Origin of the sequence: Vagococcus fluvialis (assembly GCF_003337315.1) — a bacterium.
GTDB lineage: Bacteria > Bacillota > Bacilli > Lactobacillales > Vagococcaceae > Vagococcus > Vagococcus fluvialis.
This window is the reverse complement of record NZ_QPJV01000015.1, coordinates 1-23,840: the sequence shown is the minus strand read 5'-3', so window position 1 is coordinate 23,840 and position 23,840 is coordinate 1. Positions and strand designations below refer to the sequence as shown.

Here is a 23,840-nt window from a genome sequence, read left to right as displayed (position 1 = left end):
TACCTCCTTATTCCTTTATTTGAATGACAATAGTCACACCTTTTTCAATAACGGATTCAACCCACATTTTTGAATCTTCTCCAAAGTATCCTTTAATCCGTTCATACACATTAATAATACCAATTGAATTTTGTATTGAAAATCCTTTTTGACCCAATTCTAAATTCACTTCTTCTAGACGTTCTTTTTCCATTCCTAATCCGTTATCAATAACTCGAATTTCGATTAAACCATCCTGTTTCATCGCCTTAACACTAATCGCATTATCTTGTCTTTCATAATCAATTCCATGAACAAAATAATTTTCTACTAAAGGTTGTATGATGAATTTAGGAACTACAAAATCTTCCAAACCATTATCCATTGTAAAATTATAAGCAATACTATCAGGATAACGCATTTGATATAAATAAACATATTTCTCGCAAAAATCTAGTTCATCTTTTAAGGTTGTTGTTTTTTCTTGTGTCATATTATTTCTAAGTAAAGCTGAAAAAGCGTAAACCACGTCTGCTAATTCATCCTGTTTCTGACTAATCGCATACATCCTAATATACTCCAATGTGTTGTATAAAAAATGTGGATTGATTTGTGACTGCAGGGCACGCATATGTGCATCTCTTTGCTTAATTTCAAGGGCGTAGATGTCTTCTATGTATTGATTTAGGTTTATCACCATCTGATTAATAGCACTGGCTAAATCGCCTAATTCTAGCTCCATACCCACAGTATCTACTTGTGCTTCTAAATTACCTTGACTAACTTGATTCGTTACGTGGACAATGCGGGACATTTGATTAGAGTATTTCTCAAAAACTTTATTTAAGAAAACTAATAACAAAATAATAACTAAAAAGCCAATTAAAAAGATAGGAAGAATTTGTAGAATTGATAGCCATCTAACCTCTCTCTTATCTAGTATTGTTACAAGTGACTTATCTCTAACTTGTTTATTACGCACAAAATAGCGATTATCCAAATCTTCTGGACTTACCCAACCACTTTCTAACATGTTTTCTTTAATTTTATTTAGACTTTTATCAGAAATCTCTTCATGATTTTCAAATATTAATTCTCCGCGGCTATTAAAAATGAAATTCCCTACTTGTTCTTTGCTTTTAGTATCCTCATTAAAAAAAGAAGTGAGACTTTCCTTTGTAAAGGTGACATAAATCGCCCCTTCCACTTCTGAGGTACTTTGATTTGTAAGAGGACGGACTGAAGTTAAAGCATCTTTTGGCTTTTTATAAGGTCCATCTATTTTTTTTCCCATAACACTTGAAGAATCACCGTGAAGATAATAATCAAGGCTGTCAAAAACAATATCAATAGATTCTACATCTTGATAATTAATAAACACTGTTTTAATAATATCTGGAAAATAAGTACTAACACCTGTTTCATGCCATAAGTTAATCATATATTCAAAATAATCTTGCTGACTCATTGTTAAAAAATTATACATATTTTCATAATGGCTTGGTGAGGCTGCTACTTCTGCTAATATACTACTTACCATATCACTATCTTTACTTTTTAAGCTCGTTGCTATTTCTGTTGTGACATTATCGATAGTTTTTTCAGCATCTTTAAAATTCGTTACAAACATAAATAAACTTAACCCAACCATGATGATCATTAGCACCACGACAAGGATTAAGCTATATAGTTGCATTAATTGATTGATTAAAAACCCTTTATTAAAAAAAGTAAATCTCTTTTTATTCATTAAACCCCAACTTTTCATCGACTACATCTCTTATTTTTTTAGTAGCAATGACACTCCACATAATAAGTAGGCTAATTGTTGCAAATAAAATTAAACCTTTCATTTGCCATGTCACAATCAATATAACTCCTGCACCTATTAATAATTTCCAGAAAGTTCCAAAACCAAAGAATACGCTAATACAAGCTAATTTAATGACTTGTAAAAAAGGCATGTCATATTCAGTTTCATAAGAAATAACATACTGGTAAGCTACATAAATAAATAATATCGCTGATATAAGCATAAAGTCAATGATTAACCATAACATTCCTGTTAATTGAACAGAAACATATAGATTATACGTTAATAAACAAAAAACACCAATAAATAATAAAAATTGACCATTACTTCGCATGAAGTGTCCTTTCCAAATAGCAAAGGCATTTTTTAGTGTGATTTCTTTATGATCAAACTTAGAGGCTTGAAATAAATCACTAACCATTTGAATTGATGGACCCACACCAAAGATGTAGCCTCCCATTAAACTGAACAAATGAAAAAATAAATTTAATTTGATAACTAGCCAACAAATGTTGAACCCCTTCTCTAAACCTGTTCCTAGCATAATTGTTTCCTCTCTTTCATTTATTCTCAATTCTTTTTACTTATAAAAAAGGTTGAAACTTATTCATAAGTCTCAACCTTTTCTCACTTTTTTAGAGACCTTTTTATTTAGATTCTTTTAAAAAGTCATCTAATTGTGTTTGCATTTCTTCTTGTACTTTGTTCCAGCCAGCTTTTTCTAAGTCTTTTACCATTTTAGCAACATATTCGTCTGGATCAACTGAACCAGTGTTTAAGCTGTCTTTGTAACGGCTCATAACGTTTGAAATATTAGTTACTTCAGTTTTAACTTTATCTGTTTTAAAGTTAAATCCTAATGTTGGAGAAGTTAGAGAGTTAGCAATTTTTTCATCACGTTCTTTAACTAAAGCTTCATCTAAAGTATCTTGAGTATAAAGTAGCATGTTGTTACCAGTGTTCCAAGCAGCCATATGCATGTTTGGTTTGTAACCATCTAATAATTTAATTCTATCATCGCCAACTTTTTCCCAAGCTTCACCTTCAACACCCCATACTAATCCATTTAATAATTCTGGGTCGCTGTTAAGTAAACCTAAAAATTCAACTGATTTTTCTTTGTTTTTAGATACGTTTGAAACAACAAAGTTTGCCATTTGAGCTGTAGCTGTTGTTCTGTATGGCTTTGTAATAGGTTTAGAAACTAATTCTTGACCAGCAGCATTTGTAAGTACAGTATCTCCGTAGTCTAAAGGTCCTTGAGTTTCTTCACGCATAAACCAAGTATTTCCTTCTAATGGGAAACCTGTTGTGTTTGTTGCAGCATCAACTGGGATTAATTTGTTTTCATACCAACCACGCATAACTTTTAAGCTATCCATTAGTTCTTTGTCTTCGTATTGGTTGATAACTTTAGGGTTATCTGAATCATCTAATTTAATCGCAAATGGTAAGTCTTTACCTAATGGATAATCATAGTTACCTGAAACTTTAAAGTTTTGTCCAATAGCAAAAGCTGCAATATTTGGCTCTTTTTCATGGAATTCTTTTAAAACTTTTTCAGCATCTGCATAAGATTCAATACCATCAATACTTAGATTATGTTTATCTAAATACTGTTTGTTAAATGTTAATACTTGTTGAGAATAAATATTTGCATTCACTGGGAAAGCATATAATTTTCCGTCAACTTTGTTACCTTTAATATAGTCTTCGTCTAATTGTTCATAAGCTTCTTTTGCATATTCTGGTGCAAGTTCTGTAATGTCAGCGTAAGCACCCTTTTGAGCGTTTGTTACATAGTTAGAAGCAAAAGCAATATCGTAGTTCTCACCTGAAGCGATGATTGTACTCATTTTTTGATCCCAATCACCCCAACCGATGTATTGAAGGTCAATTTCAGCATTAATTTCTTCTTTAATACGTTTGTTAGCAATTTCCATCAATTCATCATAGTTTTCAGGTTTGTCACCAATTTGGTACATTAAAAGCGTTGTTGTATCACTTTTACTTCCCGATGATTCACCTTTAGACTCTTTACTACCACCATTACCACATGCTGCTAAACCTGCTAATAAAAGAGCTGCTCCAGCAAACAATGTTACTTTTTTAAAGCTTTTCACAATTTATTCCCCCTATATCTTTTCTATTATTCTTTCACGCCACCGATTGTCAAGCCACCAACAAAATATTTCTGGAAGAAAGGATAGCTTAAAGCAATAGGTAGGGTTGAAACCACAACAATTGCCATTCTGGCAGATTCACTTGGTAAGGCTGCTAAGCCACCTGCAATTTGAGAGCCCATTCCGGTACTTTTTGCTAGGTAATCCAAGTTATTTTGAATCTTCATTAATAAGTATTGAAGAGGCACTAAGTTATCATTTTGAATGTAAAGTAGTGCGTTAAACCAGTCATTCCAATAACCAAGGGCTGCAAACAAACTAATTGTTGCAATACCTGGTACAGCTAAAGGTAAAACAATCTTCATGAAGATTCTCATCTCACCAGCTCCATCTATACGAGCTGACTCGATGATACTATCGGGTACAGTTTTTTTGAAAAAGGTTCTCATTACTAAGATATTAAATGGTCCTAATGCCATTGGCAAAATTAAGGCCCAAATCGTATCTTTTAAATGAAGCATATTTGTCATAACAATGTAGTTTGCTACCATCCCTGGTGAAAATAGCATTGTCACTAACGCAAACATCGTAAAGAATTTTCTAAATGGAAAATTTGAACGAGAAATAGCGTAGGCGTAAAGTGATGTAATTGAAGCATTAACTAGCGTTCCAAAAACTGTTACAAAGATAGTCACTCCGAAAGCTCTGAATATTTTTTCAGACATTTGACCTGCAAAAATATATTCATAAGCTGCAAATGACCATTCTTGTGGAAAGAAACTATAACCATGCTCTGCTAATGATACTTCACTTGTTAGGGAAATAATGATAACAAAAATAAATGGTACTAAACAAGATATCGCAAATAATGCAATTAAAATGTTAAAGAAAAAATCTACTTTTGGACTAAATGCTCGAACCTCTACTCTAGTTACTTTTTTTCTACTCATTTGTCACACTCCTACTAGAATAATGATGAATCCGGATCAAGCTTACGAACTACCATGTTCGCGCCAATTAATAGAATCATTCCAACAAGGGATTGGTAAAGACCAGCTGCTGCTGACATCCCTATATCTCCTGTTGCTGTTAATCCATTATAGATATAAGTGTCTAATACACTTGTTACCTCATACAGTGCTCCAGATTGCCTTGGCACTGAATAGAACATTCCAAAGTCGGCTTTAAAAATTCCTCCAATGTTTAAGATCAGTAAGATACTCATCATTGGTAGTAACTGCGGAATGGTTACATTTTTAATTTGTTGCCACTTACTTGCACCATCCACCATCGCTGCTTCATAATAAGTTGGATCAATTCCCATAACAGATGCATAATAGATAATACTGTTATAACCAAGTGATTTCCAGACGTTTAGAACAACGAAAATTAAAGGCCACCATGTTGGATCGTTATACCATTGTATCGGTAGTTGTCCGTTTTGCGTTAACCATTGATTAATAATTCCTTTATCAGGACTTAAGAAGGCGTACACAAAATAAGAAATAACTACCCATGATAAAAAGTATGGTAATAATGACATCGTATTATAGACTTTAACCAATTTTTTATTACGTAATTCACTCATTACAATGGCAAATGCCACAGCAAAAAATAAGTTAAAAGCTAAAAAGACCACATTATAAAGTATCGTGTTTCTAGTAATTAACCAAGCATCACTTGAAGCAAATAAAAACTTAAAGTTTTCAAGTCCGACCCAAGGACTGGTTCTTAAACTAGCAATAAAACCATCTGGCGAGATTCTAAAGTCTTTAAAAGCAACAACGTTAGCTAGTACAGGTATATAAAAGAAGAAAATAAACCAAATCATACCAGGCAACGCCATAAAAATTAGCGCTCTGAACCTATAAACATCAGCCCAAAACCCTTTTTTCTTTTTATTCAATATTTTCCCTCCCCTCATTCACAAACAAAGTATAACGCTTACTTTTTATTTATTTAAGAAACAAATTAAAGATGTTCCGTAACAAACTATAGTTTATACATAAAAAGAATCGTTCTGTTAATAAAAAATAACCTCTTATAAGTTAGATATATCTCTAACTTATAAGAGGTTTCATGCCATTTTTTAGTATTCCATTAATCTTAAAATATCGTAACCTTTAATTTTATCGCGACCATTTAAGTCCATTAATTCGATTAAAAAAGCACAACCAACAACTTCTCCACCTAGTTTTTCAACTAATTCGATTGTCGCTGCAATTGTTCCACCTGTTGCTAATAAGTCATCACAAATAATAACTTTTTGACCTGGCTTAATCGCATCTTTATGTAAAGTTAAAGTCGCTTCACCATATTCTAAACCATAGTCCACTTCGATTGTTTCTCTTGGCAATTTTCCTTTTTTACGAGCTGGTGCAAAACCAATTCCTAATTCGTAAGCTACTGGACACCCAATAATAAAACCACGTGCTTCTGGTCCAACAACCATCTCTGCACCGCGTTCTTTAGCATAAGCAACGATTTGTCTAGTTGCTTCTTGGTAGGCTTCACCGTCTCCCATTAATGGTGAGATATCTCTAAAAATAACTCCTTTTTGTGGATAATCCGGTATACTAGCAATATAGTTTTCTAAGTTCATTTGACTTCCTCCTGTTGCAAAATCCACTCTTTAATCTCATTTATGTTACTGTATAAAAACAGTTTTTCCATTTCGATTTTTTGTTCATACTCTTGGTAAATTTTGCTTTCTTGTAACGGCTTAGTTGTGGGTTGATCTACTTTAGCCATCAAACCATTTTCTATTGTAACAAATCCCAAGTCAAAAAACACGTTTATCATAAAAATTAATAATTTCTTTTCAATTTTTAAGTAACTAGCCATATCATTCAACTTGTATCTAACATCTATAGAAGGTTGCGTGGCAATTAATTTAAATAACTTCCCAAACTGCTCTCTTGACGGCAAACCTGTCATATAATGTTCTGTACTAACTTGGACTCTAAAATAAAGTCTTTCAACTGTTAGGCTGCTAAAGATTTCTTTTGCTTTTTCTAAATCATAAGGACAGTCCACAATAACAATTTCAGTATATCCATTTAAACGTGACATATCGTTTTGTGTGACTTGACTGGCATAAAAAATATCTTCAGGATTTTTGCTTTTAACCATTGATTCATGTTCATCATTAAAGACAAAATAAGCAATATTTTCTGTCACAGGTTTTACTTCAAATCCTTTTTTTCCACGAATATCAAAAATCTGAAACCCAGAAACTTGGTAATCAGTCAACATAAATTGCGGTTTTCTAAAGCCATTCCATTCATTAATTGACAATTGACCAACTTGTTGAATGCTCTCACCTTGAGAAAACTCTGACATCTCTTCGCCGTAGTTAAAGGCAATACAATCTAATTTAACTTCCCCATTTACTGCTTGATATTTCAAATGATTATTACTTGCACCAATCTGTTTTAGTTGCTCAATCTTATTATCTTTAATCATAAAATAAGGTGAAGGATTATCTGTACCAAATGGTGCTAACATCTTTAATGTTTCAATAAATTCAACTGTAATCTCAGAAATTAGTAACTCACCATCAATAACTAAACTATCTTTTTCTGCTTCTGTTAAATTGTTTTCTTTAAAGTAAGCCTCAACCTGTTCTTTAACAGCATCTAGCTTCTCAAAATCAAAACTTAATCCTGCTGCCATATGATGACCACCAAAACTGGTCAACATCTCTTTAGTACTACTTAATACTTTAAAAAGATCAACAGACTGAATACTTCGACCTGAACCTTTTAAGATATTAGTCTCTTTATCATGTCTTAAAACAATCACAGGTTTTCCTACTTTAGAAACAACTTGGCTTGCCACTATTCCAAGAACACCTTCATGCCAGTTTTCAGACAATAAAAAAAGAACTGGTTCATCTTTATAAGTTTCAGACATAGCTATTGCCTCGGCAGTAATCTCCTTAACAATCCTTTGGCGTTCTTTATTCGTTTCTTGAATATGAGTAGCAATATTATTAGCTTCCTCATCATCAAAAGTACTTAGTAAAGTCACTCCAGGATTAGCATCCCCTAAACGACCAATAGCATTTAATCTTGGTCCAATACTAAAGCCAATTGTTTCCTCAGTTACCTCAGATAAATCGAATTCAGCAACTTCTCCAAGCATTTGTAAACCAATACGTTCTGTTTGCTTCATGATTTCAAGACCTATTTTCACCAAAACACGATTTTCATCTGTTAAAGAAACTAAGTCGGCAATCGTCCCAATCGCAACTAAATCTAAACTTTCAGTTGGTACCTCTCCAAGTAAAGCTGTCGCCACTTTAAAGGCCACACCAACACCTGCTAAATCACCAAAAGGATACTCGCCTTTTGGATGCCTTGGATGAATAATTCCAAAGGCACTTGGTAAGTTTTCCGGTAATTCATGATGATCTGTTACAATCACATCCACGCCTTTTTCCATGGCATATTCAATAGCATCATGACCGCTAATACCATTATCTACAGTAACAATTAACTGAATACCTTCTTCTTCAATCATTCTTTGGTAAACAGCTCTATTAGGTCCATAACCATCTTTAAATCGATTTGGTAAATAAAAAACAACATCTCCACCGATTAATTCGATTGCTTCTTTCATAACTGTTGTACTTGTTATACCATCTGCATCATAATCACCATAAACTAAAATTCTTTCTCCTTTTTCAACAGCCTCTTGAATTCTGGTCACTACTTTTTCCATATCAAATAAAAGAAATGGGTCATGTAAATCTGTTAATTGAGGTTTAAAAAAATGAGCTAACTTGTCACTATCTTTTATATTTCGGTTCCATAAAAGTGGTGCTAACTTAGGTGACATTTTTAATGTTTCAAGTTCTGCTACAAGAACTTGTGATTCTTCTTGAACTTCATTTATTTGCCATTTAAATTGTGATTCTTTCAAAATAACACTCCTGATCTTAAGAGTTTTTCTTATATCTCCACTAGAATAGTTTAGCATATCTTACCTAAAAGAGGAATCAAGGAAATCTTGTTTACCTTGAAAGAAAATTAACAATTTGATAAAATTTAAACAATGAAACGGAGGGCTTTACCCATGAAAAGAAAAGGAATCTGGATTCTTGTATCCCTTGTCCTATTAGAATTAGTAGCGCTTGGTTTTTTCTTTGTTAAACAAACTCAATCTACTCCCAAAGAAAAAACAGCGACTACTAAAGAAACTTCAACAGTTACAAAAGAAACAACAACTACCTCAACAAAAGAAAAAGAGGAGAAAATAGAATGGATTGAAAGTGACCAAGAAATTGCCTTTCCAATTTTGATGTATCATAGTTTAGCTGAGAGTGAGGGAAACTCTTTAAAAGTTCCGCCAAAGGAATTTAAAGAACATATGGAGTGGCTAAAAGCCAATGATTACTACACTTTAACACCAGAAGAAGCTTATATTGTCTTAACTGAAAATAAAAAACCTGCCGAAAAAATTGTTTGGGTGACTTTTGATGATGGGTACTTAAATAACTACACAGAAGGTTTTCCGATTTTAAAAGAATTAGAAATGCATGCAACGATTAACTACATCACATCAAAACTTAGCTCTGAATACTATTTTAATTTAGAGCAAATGAAAGAAATGGCTGCAAGTCCATGGGTTAATATCGAAAGTCATACAGTTTCTCACCTTGATTTAAATACGTTAGATGATAGCCGTATCGATTCTGAATTAAAAGATTCAAAAGATTGGTTAAATAAAGAATTAAATCAAACAACTAGTTTATTATGTTATCCAGCTGGAAGATATGACGAGCGTGTGATTGCCTCATCTGAAAAAAATGGCTATAAAATGGCTGTTACAACAGAACCTGGATATGCTCAAAAATCAAATGGGTTACAGACTTTAAAACGTGTTCGAATTTCACCAGGATACGATGGTCCTTCATTTGGTGCTTTTCTTGAAGCCTCACAACCATAAAAAAGAAGCTATTACACCCTTTAGTTTGAAAAAAGGAGTTGTGACATAAGTATGTCACAACTCCTTTTATTTAAACCATTTAAGTATTCTTAAATTCCATTTGACACTTTCAGAGTAATAGAAATTCCCACCGTTACGGTATAATTTCCCTCCATTATGAATCAAAGCTAAGGGATGTTTATACTGATAGGTTTCCTGTGTTGTATTCCCGAGTAAAGGAGCCAATACATCTCTAGAATAGGTTTCTGCTAACTCTAAAGAATTTTCTTTTCCATTTTCTGCAACATAATTAATATATTGAGAACCAAAATTATAAGCCTGAACAGCCGTCCAAATATCACAATTTTGTTCCCTCGCTTCATTAACTACTTCTGCTAGATGTTCTACTCCTGAGTCAATACTTTCTTCACTTGAGAAAATTTGATTTCTTGCTCCGTATTTACTTTCGCTACTTTGCATTAAATCAACATGATCTCCTTTACTTTCAGTAAAAATAATAGCTAGAATAACATCAGTATAAGCTTCCATTCCATGATTGGTAGCAGCTTTAGTAACCTCATTTTCCCAAACCATTACTTGTTCTACTTGTTTTGAAAGTTTAAAATAAAGAAATGCACCACTCACTAATAGGGCTAGCAATAAAATCAATAACACTTTTTTAAACACTTTTTTTGTGGATTTCAACTCATTTATTGCTCCCTTATAATTAATAGGTAAGCATTATTTTGTCATAATTCCAGCATTTTTTCAAGTGATATCAGGTGCTATTTAAAGATAATTTAATAAAAGTAGTTATACAATCAAATCATACAATTCCATCTTTTTTAAGTGAAAACTTGAATCTTGTTCTACGAAGTAATTGTCATTATTATATATTTGATTTGTGTAATCTACATGACATTCATAAATGATTTTTCCAGGATTTTTACTCATCACAATAATTCTTGTTCCTAATTTTAAAGCTTCTTCAATATCATGAGTAATCATAAATACTGTTTGTTTTTTTTCTTTCCAAATTTTTCGAAGCATTGTTTGCATACCCCCTCGAGTAATTGCATCTAAAGCACTAAAAGGCTCATCCATTAAGATAACTTCTGGATTATTAACTAGTGTCCTTCCTATAGCCACTCTTTGCTTCATTCCCCCTGATAATTCAAAAGAATAACGGTCTTTAAATTCTAGTAAATCAACTTCTTTTAGATACTCATTAACAGATTGCTCTATTTCTTTTTTACTTTCTTTTGCTAACTTTGGTCCATAACCTATATTATTGGCTACAGTCAGCCATGGATAGAGAGTCGGTGATTGAAAGACCACTCCTCGTTTTTTATCAGGTCCTTCAATTTTTTCCCCTAACATGAAACACTCACCTAAAGTTGGTTTCAAAAAACCAGCAATCATTTTAAGAAGGGTACTTTTCCCGCAGCCTGAGGGCCCAACAACGCAAACAAACTCACAAGCATCTATTGATAAACTAATATCTTGAATAACATGTAAGGCATCTTCTGAGGTTTCAAAAACATGAGATACTTGATTTAACTCAATTATTTTTTTCTCCTTCATCACTATCATTCCTTACTTTTTTTAATCGCATTTTCAATATACTTAGGTTGAATAAAGCTTTTTATTTCTTCTTTTGTTGGCACATTTTTAATTGCATTTTGTTCATTTAAAAAGACACCTGTGTCATAAAATACTTGATTAAACTGACCTTCTTTCTCACTAGTTCCTAAATATTCAGGCATGATTTCTTCATCTAAGATTAACCAAGTTGTGCCTTTCATTTGATTTAGAGCTTCCTCTTTTGTAATACCTAATGCCTCAGCACAACTTTCAGCTGCTTCATCAGGATTTTCTTTATAAAATTCAACACCTTTATTTAAAGCTAACAAATAATCTTCTACTAATTCAGGGTATTTTTTAGCAAAATCCTGATGAACTAAATCAATATTAGCTGTTAAAAAACCTTTTTCAGATAATTCTTTACTATCAACTAACACTTTTCCAGATTCTTTTAGAGTTGATAAAGTTGGTTCCCATGTATAAGCACCATCAATATCCCCTCTTTCCCAAGCAGCTACGATATCTTTTGTTTCCATATCAAGAAGATCAACATCCTGTTCAATTTCAGCTATTTTTAGAGATTGTAATAAACTAAAATGAGAGGTTGAGCTAAAAGGTGTGGCAATTTTTTTACCTTTTAAATCCTTAATGTCTTTCACATCACTTGAATCAGGAACAACAAGAGCTTCATTAGTTCCTAAAATTTCATGAATCCAAATTAAATTAACAGGAATTCCAGTCGATAAAGCAACTACCCCATTTGTATAACCCATCTCAGCAAAATCAATACTATTAGATGAAAAAGCTTGGTTAGCAGCTACACCTGAATCAAAGAAAATAAATTTAGTTTTAATGCCTTTATCCTCAAAATACTCTTCAAAAAATTTCTTTGAAATAGCAACCTGTTTGTCATTTGGCACTCGAATAATTCCAATTCTAACTTCTTTTGGTAAATCAGAAGCCTCTTTCTTACCACAACCAACAAATAAAATAACTAATAAACTCACTATAAGTAAAAATACTGTTTTCTTTTTCATCTTTATTTTCCTTTCCAAAAAACTAATTTAGATTCAATTCTTTTTAAAATAAAATCAATTAATAATCCCGTTAGTCCCATAATAATAATTCCGACAAACATAACATCACTTTTTAGATATTTAGAAGCATCTATTACCATCCAACCAATACCAGAAGTTGCAGCAACCATTTCAGCAGATACTAAAGTCGTATAAGCAACTCCAATTGCTGTTCGTAACCCAGTAAAAATATCTGGAGCACTTGCTGGCAATACAATTGTAAAAAAGACATCCTTTTTACTAGCCCCCAAAGAATGAGCGCTATTAATAAAATCTGGATCAACTTTACTGACTGCTGATACACAGGCTAAATAAATTGGGGCAAATGCTGCTAAGTATAACAACATCACTTTTGATGATTCATCGATTCCAAGCCACAAAATGAGTAATGTATAATAGGCTAGCGGAGGAAGAGGACGATAAAACTGTACGACAGAATCCACTATTGCTCTCACTCTTTTAGAATAACCACTTAATAATCCAAGAGGAATTGCAGTTATTAAGGCTAAAAAAGAAGATAAAAATAATCGATACATACTAATCCCCATATGCTCCCAAAAGGATATGTGATTATAACCATTCTTTAAAATATCAAAAAAGGTTTGAATAACTTGGATTGGGGATGGAACCAATCTTGAAGATATCAAATTAAACTCAGTCACTACAAACCAAACTAAAATAATAGTCAACCAAGTTAGATAGGTATATCGATGGTCTTTATTTTTCATTTTCATCAGTCTCCAACTTTTCTTGTATTATTAAGAAAAGGATTGTGACATAAACCTTAATCTATGTCACAATCTCTTCTATCTTTTACAGTAAATCAAAACGATAATTGGTTACAATTGGTTCTCTACCTTCAGTTTTATCAGTAAAGTATTCATACATTGATAAACCTAAAAATGAACCCATTAAGTTATAAGCATTATCGAAACCACGCATATTTAAAGCTTTTACCATGTTATAACTTCTTTGACTAGATAAACAGTGAACATAAACCGGCTCATCTTTTGGAATTTCATCTAAACGATTTCTAAATTCACTAAAAGGAATATTGACAGCTCCTTTAATATGTCCTTCTTCAAATTCCCATGCTTCACGAGCATCAATAATAAACGCATCACTCTCTTGTAATTCTCTAATCTCAGTCACTGGAACTTGTTTGTATTCTCCGTTTAACACATTTAAACCAACTAAAGCTGCCATATTAACAACATCTTTTGCAGTACCAAATAATGGTGAGTAAGATAATTCAAGCTCTTTTAAGTCTTCTAAATTTCCATGTTTCATAATAAGGCTGGCAATAATATCAATCCGTTTATCAACATTGCCTTCCCCCATTGCTTGAGCACCTAAAAGTTGGCCTGATGGATCAGCAAAAATTAATTTAAAGAATAACGGTCTAGCATTTGGCATTAACCCAACTTTATCTTTTGGAATCACATAAGCAGTTTGGTAAGCAATTCCTTCTTTTTGACAATCTTTTTCATTCAAGCCTGTAGAAGCTGCGTTCATGTTGAAACATTGAATAACAGATGAACCAATTACTCCAGTATTGCGATACGTTCTACCATACATATGATCTGCTGCTGCACGAGCTTGTCTTTGGGCAGGTCCGGCTAATGTTAAACGAGTTGGTTTTTGAGTAATAAAGTGAGTGACTTCAATTGCATCTCCTACTGCATAAACATAAGGAGCTGATGTTTGATAATGATGATTCACTTTAATACCACCAGTCACACCTATTTCAAGTCCAGCTTGCTTAGCTAGTTCTACTTCTGGAGTCACACCAATTGCCATAATAACTGCTTTAGCAACTACTTTACGACCTGACGCTAACACAACATGGTCACCAAAAATTTCTTTCACACCATCTGATAAAACAAGGTCCACACCATTATCAATAATTTCTTTATGTAAAATTTGAGCCATATCATGATCAAATGGAGCCATCACTTGATTACTAGCTTCAATAATAGTGACATTTTTACCCGCTTCACGTAAGTTTTCAGCTACTTCAATACCAATAAATCCGGCTCCAACAACTGCTACATCTTTAATATTATGGTCATTCATATAACGATGAATACCATCAATATCTGGAACATTTCGCACTGTAAAGACATGATCAGAACCAATTCCCTTAATACTGCTTGGTAAGATAGGATTAGCTCCTGGGGACAACATCAATTCATCATAAGTTTCTTCAGTTAATTCGCCTGTTACTGTATTTTTTACAACAACTTGCTTTTTATCTGGTTTTATTTCAATCACTTCATGATTAACTTTTGCTGTAATATTATATTGTTTATGGAAAACTTCTGGCGTCATTAACACCAAATTATCAGCCTCTTCTACGATACCGCTTAAATGGAAAGGTAGGGCACAATTTGAAAATGAAACGAAGGGCCCCTTTTCAAACATAACAATTTCTGCAAACTCATCTAATCTTCTTACTCTAGCAGCTGTTGAAGCTCCTCCAGCTACTCCTCCGACAACTAATACGCGTTTACTCATTTTGTTTCCTCCTAGTATATTTGTTTATTTTTTTCTTTTTGCAGGAATCAAACTCATTTTACCAGCAAAAACTTTTAAACTAATTAAGCCACCAAGAACCATGGCAACTGCGAAAATCCATCCAGAAATTGAAAATGTTGACATAGCTGAATACATCGCTCCAGCATTACACCCTTTTGCAAAACGGGCACCAAATCCCATTAATAAGCCACCTACTACAAAATAGGGTAAATCTGATTTATTCAATTTAAGAGATAACTTAAATCTGCCTGCTAGTAAAAAAGCAACTAATGAACCAAAAACAATTCCTAAGTTTCGAATAGTTCCACCATCTAATAACAAGCCTTTATTAACATCTTCTACAATTTCAGTAAAAGCAGGAGATGAAAAAGAAATACCTAATGGTTGTAAAATCGCAACTCCAAGTTTAGAAAAGGCACTTGTAACACCCCAAGCTTTTCCAGTAGCTAGTAAAATAAAACTACAAATAATTGCAATTACTAAAGCTCCAGTATTAAAAGTCCATCTCTCAACAAATAATCTATGATACGTTTTATAACTTAAAAGAGAAGTTTCACTTGCTTTTATATCAGTAACTGGTTTTTCAAAGTTTTCCCAGTCACCTTTAGGATCAGCATACGTTCCTTCTGCTTTTCTTTTTTTCTCATATTTTAAAATTAACCAGTAAATAAAAAGTAACCCTAATACTGAAATAAGAAGTGCTCCAAAGTAACCAAAATAGTCTGGTAAATAAATTTGAGTACCAACTTTTCCCAAACTAGTATTATCAAATGTATATCTTGCCCATTCCCCAGGAGCAGAGCCTAAGATGAAAAAGATAAAGACAAACATAGCACGTCCTTCACCTTCACCCATATCAGTTAGTGTTCCTGACGCACAACCACCTGAGAAAATCATTCCCATCCCAAACAACACACCACCAATAACAGTTGCTAAGTTTGCAAACTGAACATTTTGAGTTCCTGGAATGATTGCATCTCCTTCTACAGCACTAAATGCAGGTACAGCCCCATTTTGAGCTGCATACCACTGAACTCCCATAAAAATTAGCATTGTTGCTAAAAGCATTATTAATAATGCTTTACTCAGACTGCCTTCACCTCGAACATAGATTCTTTTAATTCCACCTGCATAACCAAACCTAGTTCTTGTTAAAGCCCCTCCTAGTAATATCCCTGAAAACAACTGAATCGACAACATCTCTTTTTGATAACCTAAGTAGCTACCAAATATTGTTAGTAAAATCACAAGAGTAACAGCAATAATAATTTGTTTTTTATTAAATACTCCTGTAGTCTCATTTTCTAACCTATTCACCTCATCATCCCCTTTTGTTATTTATTGAACAATTTAATTCTAGTTCATTTAATCACAAAAAGATAATCACTGTTTATTATAGTGTTATAACAATAAATTATATTAGTTATAAAAATCACAAATATGATGTATAATACAATTATTGGAGGAATGAAATCATGTTAGACTATCGATATAACACCTTTATAGTTTTAGTTGAAACAAAAAGTTACACAAAAACAGCCAAGCAAATTAACTTTACTCAGCCAGCTGTAACAAAACATATCCAATTTATTGAAAAAGAACTTAAAACCTCATTAGTTATTTATCAAAATAATCAACTAACAATTACCTCTGAGGGAATTTACTTATATCATCAAATCAAAAAAATTCAAAGTGAGATAAACAAAATCGAATCTTTTTTAATTGATGAAATTTCACTACAAATCGGAACAAGTAAAACAATTGGAGAGTTTATCATCTCCGATACATTATCTAAGTTTAACCAGCAATTTGACAATCCTAAAGTGTCTGTTTTAGTTGATAATACCTCGGCTCTACTATCTTTGCTAACTAAAAGAAAAATTGATTTTGCTCTTATTTCAGGTCCAATTTCTATTTCGGATTTTGATTGCGAAGTTTTTCTAGAAGATAATATTCTCCTAGTCTGCTCTAATCAGCATCCACTGGCTAATCGCACAGTTTCTATCAATAAACTTAGCACTGAACGTTTTTTAATTAGAGAGAGTGGCTCCGGAATTATGGAAGCGGTTTTAAATAAATTCAATGAACACAAAATGGATTATCAAGATCTTATTAATAAACAAGTAGTTGGTAATATCAACGTTATTAAAGATATGGTTTACAAAAATGAAGGTATTTCTTTTATTTATCAATCATCTGTAAAAAAAGAACTAGAAAATAAAAAAATCTCAACAATTACAATAAAAGGCTTTAACCAAAAACAACCCTTTTACATCGTAAAGAATCAGCAACAGATACTTAATAATTCTTCCTACTCATTTCTAAAACTATTAAAAAACAAAAAAGAATGCTAAAGGAAAATATCCTCAGCATTCTTTTTAAAATTCTCTTCTATTTTGCCATTCTTTACTTAAAAATTCATCAGATTTAATATCATATGAAGGTTTATTTGAGTCTTGTAAGAATTTTTGTAAATCTTTATCTAATTCTAACCAACCACGCCAACCAATATGAATTGTATCCTCCATAAAATAAGGCTCAGAATGTTTATTGGTATAATCTACTACATGATTAAAACCTTGAGAATTTAATTGATAAGTCATTTTTTTACTAAATGTATCTAACATTTCTTGAGAAAGCCCAGTGTAAGTTGACCATTTTTTGTTAACTGGAGGGATAACAAATAAAACATCCATCTCATTCTTCGCCATCTCATTTAATAATAATTGAAAATCAGAAAATTCCGGAGATACTACATAATCAAATTTAGTTTGAGAATTTTTCATTTTACCTTTAACTGGTAAAATTCGTTTGCTATAAAATCCATTAGCGACCTCAAACTCATTATTATTAGTCTCTTTTTTACCACTAGCAAAAGCTAATTTATCTAATTCTTCAAATGAATAGTTAGCAGGTAATTTTTCTGCTTCGCGGTCAATTTTTTTGAATTTAGATTTCACACCGATTTTACTAAACAGTAAGTCTTCTTTAGAAAGCATTCTGTAGCGAGCCATTGCTCTTGTATAGTCTAAATTAGAAATTTCTTCACCTTTAGCTATCTTTTTAACAGCTCCGTTTAACTGAGTATCACTTTTAACACTTGAAAATTTCTTTAAACGGCTAGCAAGATACTGACTATTCTCGTCTTTAGGATCAACATCCATTAACCATTGATTTGTTTGAAGTGGTGAATAAAAAAGTGAAAACATTGGATCGCCCACACCATCTTTAACGAACCATTGTGGTGAAATGACAAAAACGACTTTTTTACCTTTTAATTCTTGCTTCATAGAATTTAACATAAAATAATGAGTTAAAGATTGAGTACCAGCTGCACCTAATAAATAAGGTTCATAATCTCTATTGTATTTTTGAGCTAGAACAGAAGGATGAAATTCATTCACACGACTTAACTCAGATGATCCAAAAAATGGTAGGTAATGTCCACTTGCCATTGCCTCATTTTTTAACGCATTTCCCTTTAAGACATTAACTGACATCGAAGATGCTGATCGATGTATAGCTTTCTCAGAAGGCTTTTGAAACAGATTTATAGGGGAAAAAACAATAAATCCAATAATCATTACTGCTGCTAAAAATGGTCCAATCGCTAGTAGAAGTTTTTTCTTTTCCATTAAGCTAGAGCTGACACTTGATTAATGATTTGTTGTGGAGTCCCCCACTCACTTCTTTCATATTCAGAAACTGGTACTGTAATACCTAATTGACCATCAATTTCAACTAACATTTGAACGGTTGCCATTGAATCAAGCAAACCATCATCATAAAGGTTTAAATCTAAATCTCCTGACACATCTTGTCCTGTTAAATCTTCAATAATTGCTAATACTGTTTCTTTGATATCCATAATATCCATCTCCTAGAAGTTAATTAATTGTTTAAATAGTGTATCTAAAAATCCTGAGAAAATCAGGAAACTAAAACAAACTGCGTTAAAGGTAATAAAGATACCTAAAGCATTTGTCCATCTGTTACTTGGTAATTTATCTTTATGTTTTTTCTTATATCTTAACCAAGCATCATTAATACAAATCAAGCTCGCGTGGAAAATACCATAAACAATATAATACCAAGTTAATCCGTGCCATACTCCCATGATTAGGAAAAGGGCAAAATACCCAACATTTGAAGCGACAATACGACTTTTGAATACTTTTTTCTTCATCAAAGTAAACATTAATCTCATGTAGACATAGTCTCTAAACCAAAATGATAAAGACATGTGCCATCTATTCCAAAATTCTTTAATATTTGGACTTAAGAATGGCTTGTTAAAGTTAATTGGTGTTTCATAACCTAATAAATAACTTGTTCCGACTGCAAATAAACTATACCCTGCAAAATCAAAAAATAAATACAAACTGTAGACATACATGTAACCTATTGTTCCTAAAACATGCCCACCAGATGATAAAGCAAATTGTTCAACTAAAGGTCTTAGATGAGTTCCTAAAACATAGCCAATTAGAAACTTATATAAGAAGCCTAAGAAAATATAGTGAATCCCTGTCCCAAGCATTTCTGTGTATTTTTCTTTACTTGGAGGATTTTTTAAGTCCTTTAAAAATCTTCTATAACGATCAATAGGTCCTGATGAGATAGTTGGGAAGAATAATAAAAACTGAATGTAATCAGATGTTTGATAATCTTTAATCATTCCATCACGAATCTCCATAATTACTTGAACAGATTTAAAGGTTAAATAAGAATAGCCTAAGAAATAAAACAGTTGATAATGGTCACTTCCAGTTAAGGGTCCAATCTTCATAATAAACATTGGGATTAAGCTTAAGAAAACAGACAGGTAAAACCAACCTGTTTTATTATCTTTTTGTCTATAATTGAAATAGACTTTTGTTAAAATACATTGCCACAAAATATAACCAAACAATGCATAACCTTGATTCAAATTAGGTCCAACAAAACTTACCCATAAAAAGAAGAGAGTCAAAAAGTTTTGATACCAATAAGCTCTCTTTCCTTGTAATGAGTAAATTATCGATGGAATAAACATAATTGCTAACAATATAAAATAAAATGGCTTTTCAAAAGGTGATAGAAATGGCACATAAGTACTTAAGAATGACATTATAGATTCACCTCTTCAATCAACTTCTTACGGTCTACTTTGCCATTAGAAGTCAAAGGTAAATTCTCTACAAAGACAAAACGTTGAGGAACCATATAATCCATCACACTTTTTTGAAGCTCTTCTTTAACAAGATTACCTAGTTCTTTTGCATCACCTGATACACCTTCATTTAGCACAACATAAGCAATTAATTGTTGAACTTTATGATTTTTATTATATCTAGGAACAACACACGCATTTCTCACCATATCAACTTCCATAATATGATGATCGATGTCACCTAATTCCATTCGGTAACCATGCCACTTAATTTGAAAATCCAGTCTTCCTTTATAATAAAGGAGACCATTTTTAATTAAACCAGCATCCCCTGTTTTATATGCTGCTTGATCCTCAAAAGTAATAAAGGCTTCTTTTGTTTTCTCTTCTTGGTTAAAGTATCCCTTAGATACTCCAGGGCCTACAATTAGCACTTCTCCAATTGTCCCTTCCTCAGAAGCATTTCCTTCCTCATCTAAGATAACTAAACTTGTATCGGCCTTCACTCTACCAAGTGGTAAACGCTCATTGCTATCAAGAACCTCTTGATTAATCAAAACAGACGTAATCGCAACAGTTGCTTCTGTTGGTCCGTATGTATTGTAAATATCAGCCTTAGGGAAACGTTCCATAAGTTTTTGAGCAACAGCATGAGGCAACTCTTCTCCACAGAATTGGAAGTTTTCAAGACCAGGAAGCTTCTCATCATTGAAATCTGGATTTAGTAAACATATCTCTACCAATGATGGTGTAGATACCCAAACATTTAAATCCATTTCAGGTAGTCGTGCAAATAACTTACTAAAGTTATCAACATCTGCTTTTTCTAAAGGTACTAAAGTCCCACCAGATAAAAGTGAAGGATATAAATCCATCACAGACAAATCAAATGAGAATGGTGCTTGACATAAAAAGCGTTGTCCTGTTTTTAAGTTAAAGTCAGATAACATCCAATCTGTAAAACTCACTAAGTTGTCATATGTAATTTGAACGCCTTTAGGTTTCCCAGTTGTACCTGATGTAAAAATTGTATAATAATTATCATTGCCAGTTACCATATTCGCTAAATTCGGCTTTTTATTTAGGGTTACTAATTCTTCAAATAAATCCTCTGTAATGACTTTACCCTTGTCTAGTGGCCATTCCCCTAAAGATATGACACAAGTAGCTTCTGACTCTTCTAAAATCATTTCTACACGATCTTTTGGTGTATGAATATCAACAGGTACATAACAATGACCTGCTTTTGTAGCTGCAAGAAAACTAATAATCATACGACTATCTTGTCCGCCATAAACTAATATATTTTGTTTTTTAGAAAAATTAGATTCTAAATGACTTGCTAAAGCATCTGAGTAGCGCTCCAACTCACCATAAGTTAAACTTGAATCTCCTTCATCAAAAAAATAAGTATTAGGCGCTTTTTCAGCCCATTCCTTTATTTTTGTAATAATTAAATTCTTCATGTCGCTAACAGCCCCTTTTAAAATTGATTATAAATAAATGAGCCGCCGCCGACTGAACTATAATGGTATAAATAAACTAAACCTAAAAGAATAGTTGTATATAATATTGTTTTTCCAACAAATCCAATAATTTCTCTTGAATCTTTATTTTTAATAATATTTTTCATTTCCATTGTTAACATCTCCCACTCAAGTTTTCTTAAATAAATAATACCCCAAAACTAGTTTTTTTTTATCAAGCATTTGCCGTAATTTCCTCTACGACTTAAGACCTAGATTTTCTGTTACCTTAGAAATATTCGTAATAATTATGTAACAACTTTCCTATTATATATTACTATTTACTAAAATAACAAGTAATAATTATAAATTATTAGTCAGAAGATAAAAAACGAGTATTATATTTTTAGACAAAAAAAAGACTCTAAAATGATTAGAGTCTTTTACTGGGCTAGCTGGATTCGAACCAACGAGTGACGGAGTCAAAGTCCGTTGCCTTACCGCTTGGCTATAGCCCAATTTTTAAAAGGCGACTGATGGGAATCGAACCCACGAATGTCGGAGCCACAATCCGATGCGTTAACCACTTCGCCACAACCGCCGTATTAATATTAAAATAATGGAGGGGGGCAGATTCGAACTGCCGAACCCGAAGGAGCGGATTTACAGTCCGCCGCGTTTAGCCACTTCGCTACCCCTCCATATAATGGCGCAAGACAGAATCGAACTGCCGACACACGGAGCTTCAATCCGTTGCTCTACCAACTGAGCTACTGCGCCTAACCTATGGTTAAATTTTAATGACCCGTACGGGACTCGAACCCGTGTTACCGCCGTGAAAGGGCGGTGTCTTAACCGCTTGACCAACGGGCCAATTTTATAAAACGGAGAGTAAGGGATTCGAACCCTTGAGACAGTTATTACCGCCTACATGATTTCCAATCATGCTCCTTCGGCCAACTCGGACAACTCTCCAGGTACTATATCCAAAACTTCCTTATTATAAGAACTCCGGCAGTAGGACTCGAACCTACGACATCATGATTAACAGTCATGCGCTACTACCAACTGAGCTATGCCGGATAATTATTATTACTATTATATACAAGCCTTAAAGTTATACCGGCGGCCGGGGTCGAACCGGCACGCCCTAACGGGCACAGGATTTTGAGTCCAGCGCGTCTGCCAATTCCGCCACGCCGGCGTTATATATAATAACAACTAAAAGGCGGTAACCGGATTTGAACCGATGATAAAGGTGTTGCAGACCTCTGCCTTACCACTTGGCTATACCGCCGTTTACTGGGCTAGCTGGATTCGAACCAACGAGTGACGGAGTCAAAGTCCGTTGCCTTACCGCTTGGCTATAGCCCAATTTTTAAAAGGCGACTGATGGGAATCGAACCCACGAATGTCGGAGCCACAATCCGATGCGTTAACCACTTCGCCACAACCGCCATAATAAAACAGGGGTAGTAGGAATCGAACCCACGCTGACGGTTTTGGAGACCGTAGTTCTACCGCTAAACTATACCCCTATAGTTTGAAATTATTAAAATAATGGAGGGGGGCAGATTCGAACTGCCGAACCCGAAGGAGCGGATTTACAGTCCGCCGCGTTTAGCCACTTCGCTACCCCTCCATATAATGGCGCAAGACAGAATCGAACTGCCGACACACGGAGCTTCAATCCGTTGCTCTACCAACTGAGCTACTGCGCCTAAAACGGTCCCGACGGGATTTGAACCCGCGATCTCCTGCGTGACAGGCAGGCATGTTAACCCCTACACCACGGAACCTATTTTAGAGTAATTATATATTAATCTAATGGAGGTTAACGGGATCGAACCGCTGACCCCCTGCTTGTAAGGCAGGTGCTCTCCCAGCTGAGCTAAACCTCCAAAATGACCCGTACGGGACTCGAACCCGTGTTACCGCCGTGAAAGGGCGGTGTCTTAACCGCTTGACCAACGGGCCTAAATTGTACTCCGGCAGTAGGACTCGAACCTACGACATCATGATTAACAGTCATGCGCTACTACCAACTGAGCTATGCCGGATAATTATTATAAGCATGGCAACGTCCTACTCTCACAAAGGGAAACCCTTCACTACCATCGGCGCTAAGAAGCTTAACTTCTGTGTTCGGCATGGGAACAGGTGTATCCTTCTTGCCAT

At 33.6% G+C, this 23,840-nt stretch carries 20 protein-coding genes, 18 tRNA genes and 1 rRNA gene; 2 read left to right on the top strand and 37 right to left on the bottom strand.

Annotated features, from left to right (window positions below):
* Nucleotides 1-7: 7 nt before the first annotated feature.
* From DFR54_RS11840 to recJ, 7 genes are all read right to left on the bottom strand, one after another.
* Nucleotides 8-1,747, bottom strand: a complete 1,740-nt coding sequence (locus DFR54_RS11840) for a sensor histidine kinase (RefSeq protein WP_114290379.1) — start codon at nucleotides 1,745-1,747, stop codon at nucleotides 8-10.
* Complete coding sequence (locus tag DFR54_RS11835) at nucleotides 1,722-2,336, bottom strand: YesL family protein (protein WP_114290378.1); 615 nt, start codon at nucleotides 2,334-2,336, stop codon at nucleotides 1,722-1,724. The genes DFR54_RS11840 and DFR54_RS11835 overlap by 26 nt, the downstream gene beginning before the upstream one ends.
* Nucleotides 2,337-2,439: 103 nt before the next feature.
* Complete coding sequence (locus tag DFR54_RS11830) at nucleotides 2,440-3,915, bottom strand: ABC transporter substrate-binding protein (protein ID WP_114290377.1); 1,476 nt, start codon at nucleotides 3,913-3,915, stop codon at nucleotides 2,440-2,442.
* A gap of 26 nt (nucleotides 3,916-3,941) precedes the next feature.
* A complete protein-coding gene (locus DFR54_RS11825; protein ID WP_086342588.1) occupies nucleotides 3,942-4,865 on the bottom strand; it encodes a carbohydrate ABC transporter permease in 924 nt (307 codons plus the stop codon).
* Between the two features lie 14 nt (nucleotides 4,866-4,879).
* Nucleotides 4,880-5,839: an ABC transporter permease gene (locus tag DFR54_RS11820; protein WP_086342587.1), complete on the bottom strand. Its 960-nt coding sequence runs from the start codon at nucleotides 5,837-5,839 to the stop codon at nucleotides 4,880-4,882.
* A 165-nt stretch (nucleotides 5,840-6,004) separates the two neighbouring features.
* On the bottom strand, nucleotides 6,005-6,517 hold the full coding sequence (locus tag DFR54_RS11815; RefSeq protein WP_086342586.1) for an adenine phosphoribosyltransferase: 513 nt from the start codon (nucleotides 6,515-6,517) through the stop codon (nucleotides 6,005-6,007).
* A complete protein-coding gene (gene recJ, locus DFR54_RS11810) occupies nucleotides 6,514-8,841 on the bottom strand; it encodes a single-stranded-DNA-specific exonuclease RecJ (RefSeq protein ID WP_114290376.1) in 2,328 nt (775 codons plus the stop codon). Before recJ ends, DFR54_RS11815 begins: the two co-directional genes overlap by 4 nt.
* 153 nt (nucleotides 8,842-8,994) lie before the next feature.
* On the opposite strand from recJ, the gene DFR54_RS11805 reads away from it, so the two are divergent.
* Nucleotides 8,995-9,867, top strand: a complete 873-nt coding sequence (locus tag DFR54_RS11805; RefSeq protein ID WP_170126962.1) for a polysaccharide deacetylase family protein — start codon at nucleotides 8,995-8,997, stop codon at nucleotides 9,865-9,867.
* 66 nt (nucleotides 9,868-9,933) lie between these two features.
* Here DFR54_RS11805 and DFR54_RS11800 read toward each other — a convergent pair whose 3' ends face one another.
* The 6 genes from DFR54_RS11800 to DFR54_RS11775 all read right to left on the bottom strand — a co-directional run bounded on the left by DFR54_RS11800 (nucleotide 9,934) and on the right by DFR54_RS11775 (nucleotide 16,361).
* Nucleotides 9,934-10,551: a lysozyme family protein gene (locus tag DFR54_RS11800; RefSeq protein WP_114290374.1), complete on the bottom strand. Its 618-nt coding sequence runs from the start codon at nucleotides 10,549-10,551 to the stop codon at nucleotides 9,934-9,936.
* A 108-nt stretch (nucleotides 10,552-10,659) separates the two neighbouring features.
* Nucleotides 10,660-11,430 carry an ABC transporter ATP-binding protein gene (locus tag DFR54_RS11795; protein WP_170126961.1) on the bottom strand — a complete coding sequence of 257 codons (771 nt, stop codon included), beginning with the start codon at nucleotides 11,428-11,430 and terminating at the stop codon, nucleotides 10,660-10,662.
* 5 nt (nucleotides 11,431-11,435) lie between these two features.
* Nucleotides 11,436-12,467, bottom strand: coding sequence for a taurine ABC transporter substrate-binding protein (locus DFR54_RS11790; RefSeq protein ID WP_114290372.1), 1,032 nt, complete (start codon nucleotides 12,465-12,467; stop codon nucleotides 11,436-11,438).
* A gap of 2 nt (nucleotides 12,468-12,469) precedes the next feature.
* Nucleotides 12,470-13,234, bottom strand: a complete 765-nt coding sequence (locus tag DFR54_RS11785) for an ABC transporter permease (RefSeq protein WP_207056300.1) — start codon at nucleotides 13,232-13,234, stop codon at nucleotides 12,470-12,472.
* An 85-nt stretch (nucleotides 13,235-13,319) separates the two neighbouring features.
* A complete protein-coding gene (locus DFR54_RS11780; RefSeq protein WP_114290371.1) occupies nucleotides 13,320-15,023 on the bottom strand; it encodes an FAD-dependent oxidoreductase in 1,704 nt (567 codons plus the stop codon).
* Between the two features lie 24 nt (nucleotides 15,024-15,047).
* On the bottom strand, nucleotides 15,048-16,361 hold the full coding sequence (locus DFR54_RS11775; RefSeq protein ID WP_211315056.1) for a YeeE/YedE family protein: 1,314 nt from the start codon (nucleotides 16,359-16,361) through the stop codon (nucleotides 15,048-15,050).
* Between the two features lie 158 nt (nucleotides 16,362-16,519).
* On the opposite strand from DFR54_RS11775, the gene DFR54_RS11770 reads away from it, so the two are divergent.
* On the top strand, nucleotides 16,520-17,398 hold the full coding sequence (locus tag DFR54_RS11770; protein ID WP_114290370.1) for a LysR family transcriptional regulator: 879 nt from the start codon (nucleotides 16,520-16,522) through the stop codon (nucleotides 17,396-17,398).
* A gap of 24 nt (nucleotides 17,399-17,422) precedes the next feature.
* Here the strand turns inward: DFR54_RS11770 and dltD are convergent, their stop codons facing one another.
* The 24 genes from dltD to rrf all read right to left on the bottom strand — a co-directional run.
* The gene (dltD, locus tag DFR54_RS11765) at nucleotides 17,423-18,679 is read right to left on the bottom strand and encodes a D-alanyl-lipoteichoic acid biosynthesis protein DltD (protein ID WP_114290369.1); all 1,257 of its coding nucleotides are present in this window, start codon (nucleotides 18,677-18,679) and stop codon (nucleotides 17,423-17,425) included.
* Nucleotides 18,679-18,912 carry a D-alanine--poly(phosphoribitol) ligase subunit DltC gene (gene dltC / locus DFR54_RS11760; RefSeq protein WP_086342577.1) on the bottom strand — a complete coding sequence of 78 codons (234 nt, stop codon included), beginning with the start codon at nucleotides 18,910-18,912 and terminating at the stop codon, nucleotides 18,679-18,681. The genes dltD and dltC overlap by 1 nt, the downstream gene beginning before the upstream one ends.
* A gap of 12 nt (nucleotides 18,913-18,924) precedes the next feature.
* Nucleotides 18,925-20,154 carry a D-alanyl-lipoteichoic acid biosynthesis protein DltB gene (dltB, locus tag DFR54_RS11755; protein ID WP_114290368.1) on the bottom strand — a complete coding sequence of 410 codons (1,230 nt, stop codon included), beginning with the start codon at nucleotides 20,152-20,154 and terminating at the stop codon, nucleotides 18,925-18,927.
* Nucleotides 20,154-21,662: a D-alanine--poly(phosphoribitol) ligase subunit DltA gene (gene dltA, locus DFR54_RS11750; RefSeq protein ID WP_114290367.1), complete on the bottom strand. Its 1,509-nt coding sequence runs from the start codon at nucleotides 21,660-21,662 to the stop codon at nucleotides 20,154-20,156. The genes dltB and dltA overlap by 1 nt, the downstream gene beginning before the upstream one ends.
* 17 nt (nucleotides 21,663-21,679) lie before the next feature.
* Nucleotides 21,680-21,835, bottom strand: a complete 156-nt coding sequence (locus DFR54_RS11745; protein ID WP_376716383.1) for a teichoic acid D-Ala incorporation-associated protein DltX — start codon at nucleotides 21,833-21,835, stop codon at nucleotides 21,680-21,682.
* Nucleotides 21,836-22,108: 273 nt separating this feature from the next.
* Nucleotides 22,109-22,180 (bottom strand) — tRNA-Gln (locus DFR54_RS11740).
* 10 nt (nucleotides 22,181-22,190) lie between these two features.
* Nucleotides 22,191-22,263: transfer RNA gene (locus tag DFR54_RS11735), tRNA-His, on the bottom strand.
* 19 nt (nucleotides 22,264-22,282) lie between these two features.
* Nucleotides 22,283-22,363 (bottom strand) — tRNA-Tyr (locus DFR54_RS11730).
* A 6-nt stretch (nucleotides 22,364-22,369) separates the two neighbouring features.
* Nucleotides 22,370-22,442, bottom strand: a tRNA-Phe gene (locus tag DFR54_RS11725).
* A gap of 21 nt (nucleotides 22,443-22,463) precedes the next feature.
* A tRNA-Glu gene (locus tag DFR54_RS11720) sits at nucleotides 22,464-22,535 on the bottom strand.
* A 12-nt stretch (nucleotides 22,536-22,547) separates the two neighbouring features.
* Nucleotides 22,548-22,637: transfer RNA gene (locus DFR54_RS11715), tRNA-Ser, on the bottom strand.
* Between the two features lie 34 nt (nucleotides 22,638-22,671).
* Nucleotides 22,672-22,745, bottom strand: a tRNA-Asn gene (locus DFR54_RS11710).
* 37 nt (nucleotides 22,746-22,782) lie between these two features.
* A tRNA-Leu gene (locus DFR54_RS11705) sits at nucleotides 22,783-22,866 on the bottom strand.
* A gap of 22 nt (nucleotides 22,867-22,888) precedes the next feature.
* Nucleotides 22,889-22,959: transfer RNA gene (locus tag DFR54_RS11700), tRNA-Cys, on the bottom strand.
* Between the two features lie 5 nt (nucleotides 22,960-22,964).
* A tRNA-Gln gene (locus tag DFR54_RS11695) sits at nucleotides 22,965-23,036 on the bottom strand.
* A gap of 10 nt (nucleotides 23,037-23,046) precedes the next feature.
* Nucleotides 23,047-23,119, bottom strand: a tRNA-His gene (locus DFR54_RS11690).
* A gap of 10 nt (nucleotides 23,120-23,129) precedes the next feature.
* Nucleotides 23,130-23,200: transfer RNA gene (locus tag DFR54_RS11685), tRNA-Trp, on the bottom strand.
* 23 nt (nucleotides 23,201-23,223) lie between these two features.
* Nucleotides 23,224-23,304 (bottom strand) — tRNA-Tyr (locus DFR54_RS11680).
* Nucleotides 23,305-23,310: 6 nt separating this feature from the next.
* Nucleotides 23,311-23,383: transfer RNA gene (locus DFR54_RS11675), tRNA-Phe, on the bottom strand.
* Between the two features lie 5 nt (nucleotides 23,384-23,388).
* Nucleotides 23,389-23,461: transfer RNA gene (locus DFR54_RS11670), tRNA-Asp, on the bottom strand.
* Nucleotides 23,462-23,490: 29 nt separating this feature from the next.
* Nucleotides 23,491-23,563 (bottom strand) — tRNA-Val (locus tag DFR54_RS11665).
* Nucleotides 23,564-23,567: 4 nt separating this feature from the next.
* A tRNA-Glu gene (locus tag DFR54_RS11660) sits at nucleotides 23,568-23,639 on the bottom strand.
* A 9-nt stretch (nucleotides 23,640-23,648) separates the two neighbouring features.
* Nucleotides 23,649-23,722, bottom strand: a tRNA-Asn gene (locus tag DFR54_RS11655).
* Nucleotides 23,723-23,734: 12 nt separating this feature from the next.
* Nucleotides 23,735-23,840, bottom strand: a 5S ribosomal RNA gene (gene rrf / locus DFR54_RS11650); the annotation flags it as partial.

What these genes read in the sequence shown, in the direction of transcription:
- DFR54_RS11840 (WP_114290379.1), bottom strand. Translation starts at nt 1,747, where the DNA reads ATGAAAAGTTGGGGTTTAATGAATAAAAAGAGATTTACTTTTTTTAAT.
- DFR54_RS11835 (WP_114290378.1), bottom strand. Translation starts at nt 2,336, where the DNA reads ATGCTAGGAACAGGTTTAGAGAAGGGGTTCAACATTTGTTGGCTAGTT.
- DFR54_RS11825 (WP_086342588.1), bottom strand. Translation starts at nt 4,865, where the DNA reads ATGAGTAGAAAAAAAGTAACTAGAGTAGAGGTTCGAGCATTTAGTCCA.
- DFR54_RS11820 (WP_086342587.1), bottom strand. Translation starts at nt 5,839, where the DNA reads ATGAGGGGAGGGAAAATATTGAATAAAAAGAAAAAAGGGTTTTGGGCT.
- DFR54_RS11815 (WP_086342586.1), bottom strand. Translation starts at nt 6,517, where the DNA reads ATGAACTTAGAAAACTATATTGCTAGTATACCGGATTATCCACAAAAA.
- DFR54_RS11805 (WP_170126962.1), top strand. Translation starts at nt 8,995, where the DNA reads ATGAAAAGAAAAGGAATCTGGATTCTTGTATCCCTTGTCCTATTAGAA.
- DFR54_RS11795 (WP_170126961.1), bottom strand. Translation starts at nt 11,430, where the DNA reads ATGAAGGAGAAAAAAATAATTGAGTTAAATCAAGTATCTCATGTTTTT.
- DFR54_RS11790 (WP_114290372.1), bottom strand. Translation starts at nt 12,467, where the DNA reads ATGAAAAAGAAAACAGTATTTTTACTTATAGTGAGTTTATTAGTTATT.
- DFR54_RS11785 (WP_207056300.1), bottom strand. Translation starts at nt 13,234, where the DNA reads ATGAAAAATAAAGACCATCGATATACCTATCTAACTTGGTTGACTATT.
- DFR54_RS11780 (WP_114290371.1), bottom strand. Translation starts at nt 15,023, where the DNA reads ATGAGTAAACGCGTATTAGTTGTCGGAGGAGTAGCTGGAGGAGCTTCA.
- DFR54_RS11770 (WP_114290370.1), top strand. Translation starts at nt 16,520, where the DNA reads ATGTTAGACTATCGATATAACACCTTTATAGTTTTAGTTGAAACAAAA.
- dltD (WP_114290369.1), bottom strand. Translation starts at nt 18,679, where the DNA reads ATGGAAAAGAAAAAACTTCTACTAGCGATTGGACCATTTTTAGCAGCA.
- dltC (WP_086342577.1), bottom strand. Translation starts at nt 18,912, where the DNA reads ATGGATATCAAAGAAACAGTATTAGCAATTATTGAAGATTTAACAGGA.
- dltB (WP_114290368.1), bottom strand. Translation starts at nt 20,154, where the DNA reads ATGTCATTCTTAAGTACTTATGTGCCATTTCTATCACCTTTTGAAAAG.
- dltA (WP_114290367.1), bottom strand. Translation starts at nt 21,662, where the DNA reads ATGAAGAATTTAATTATTACAAAAATAAAGGAATGGGCTGAAAAAGCG.
- DFR54_RS11745 (WP_376716383.1), bottom strand. Translation starts at nt 21,835, where the DNA reads ATGGAAATGAAAAATATTATTAAAAATAAAGATTCAAGAGAAATTATT.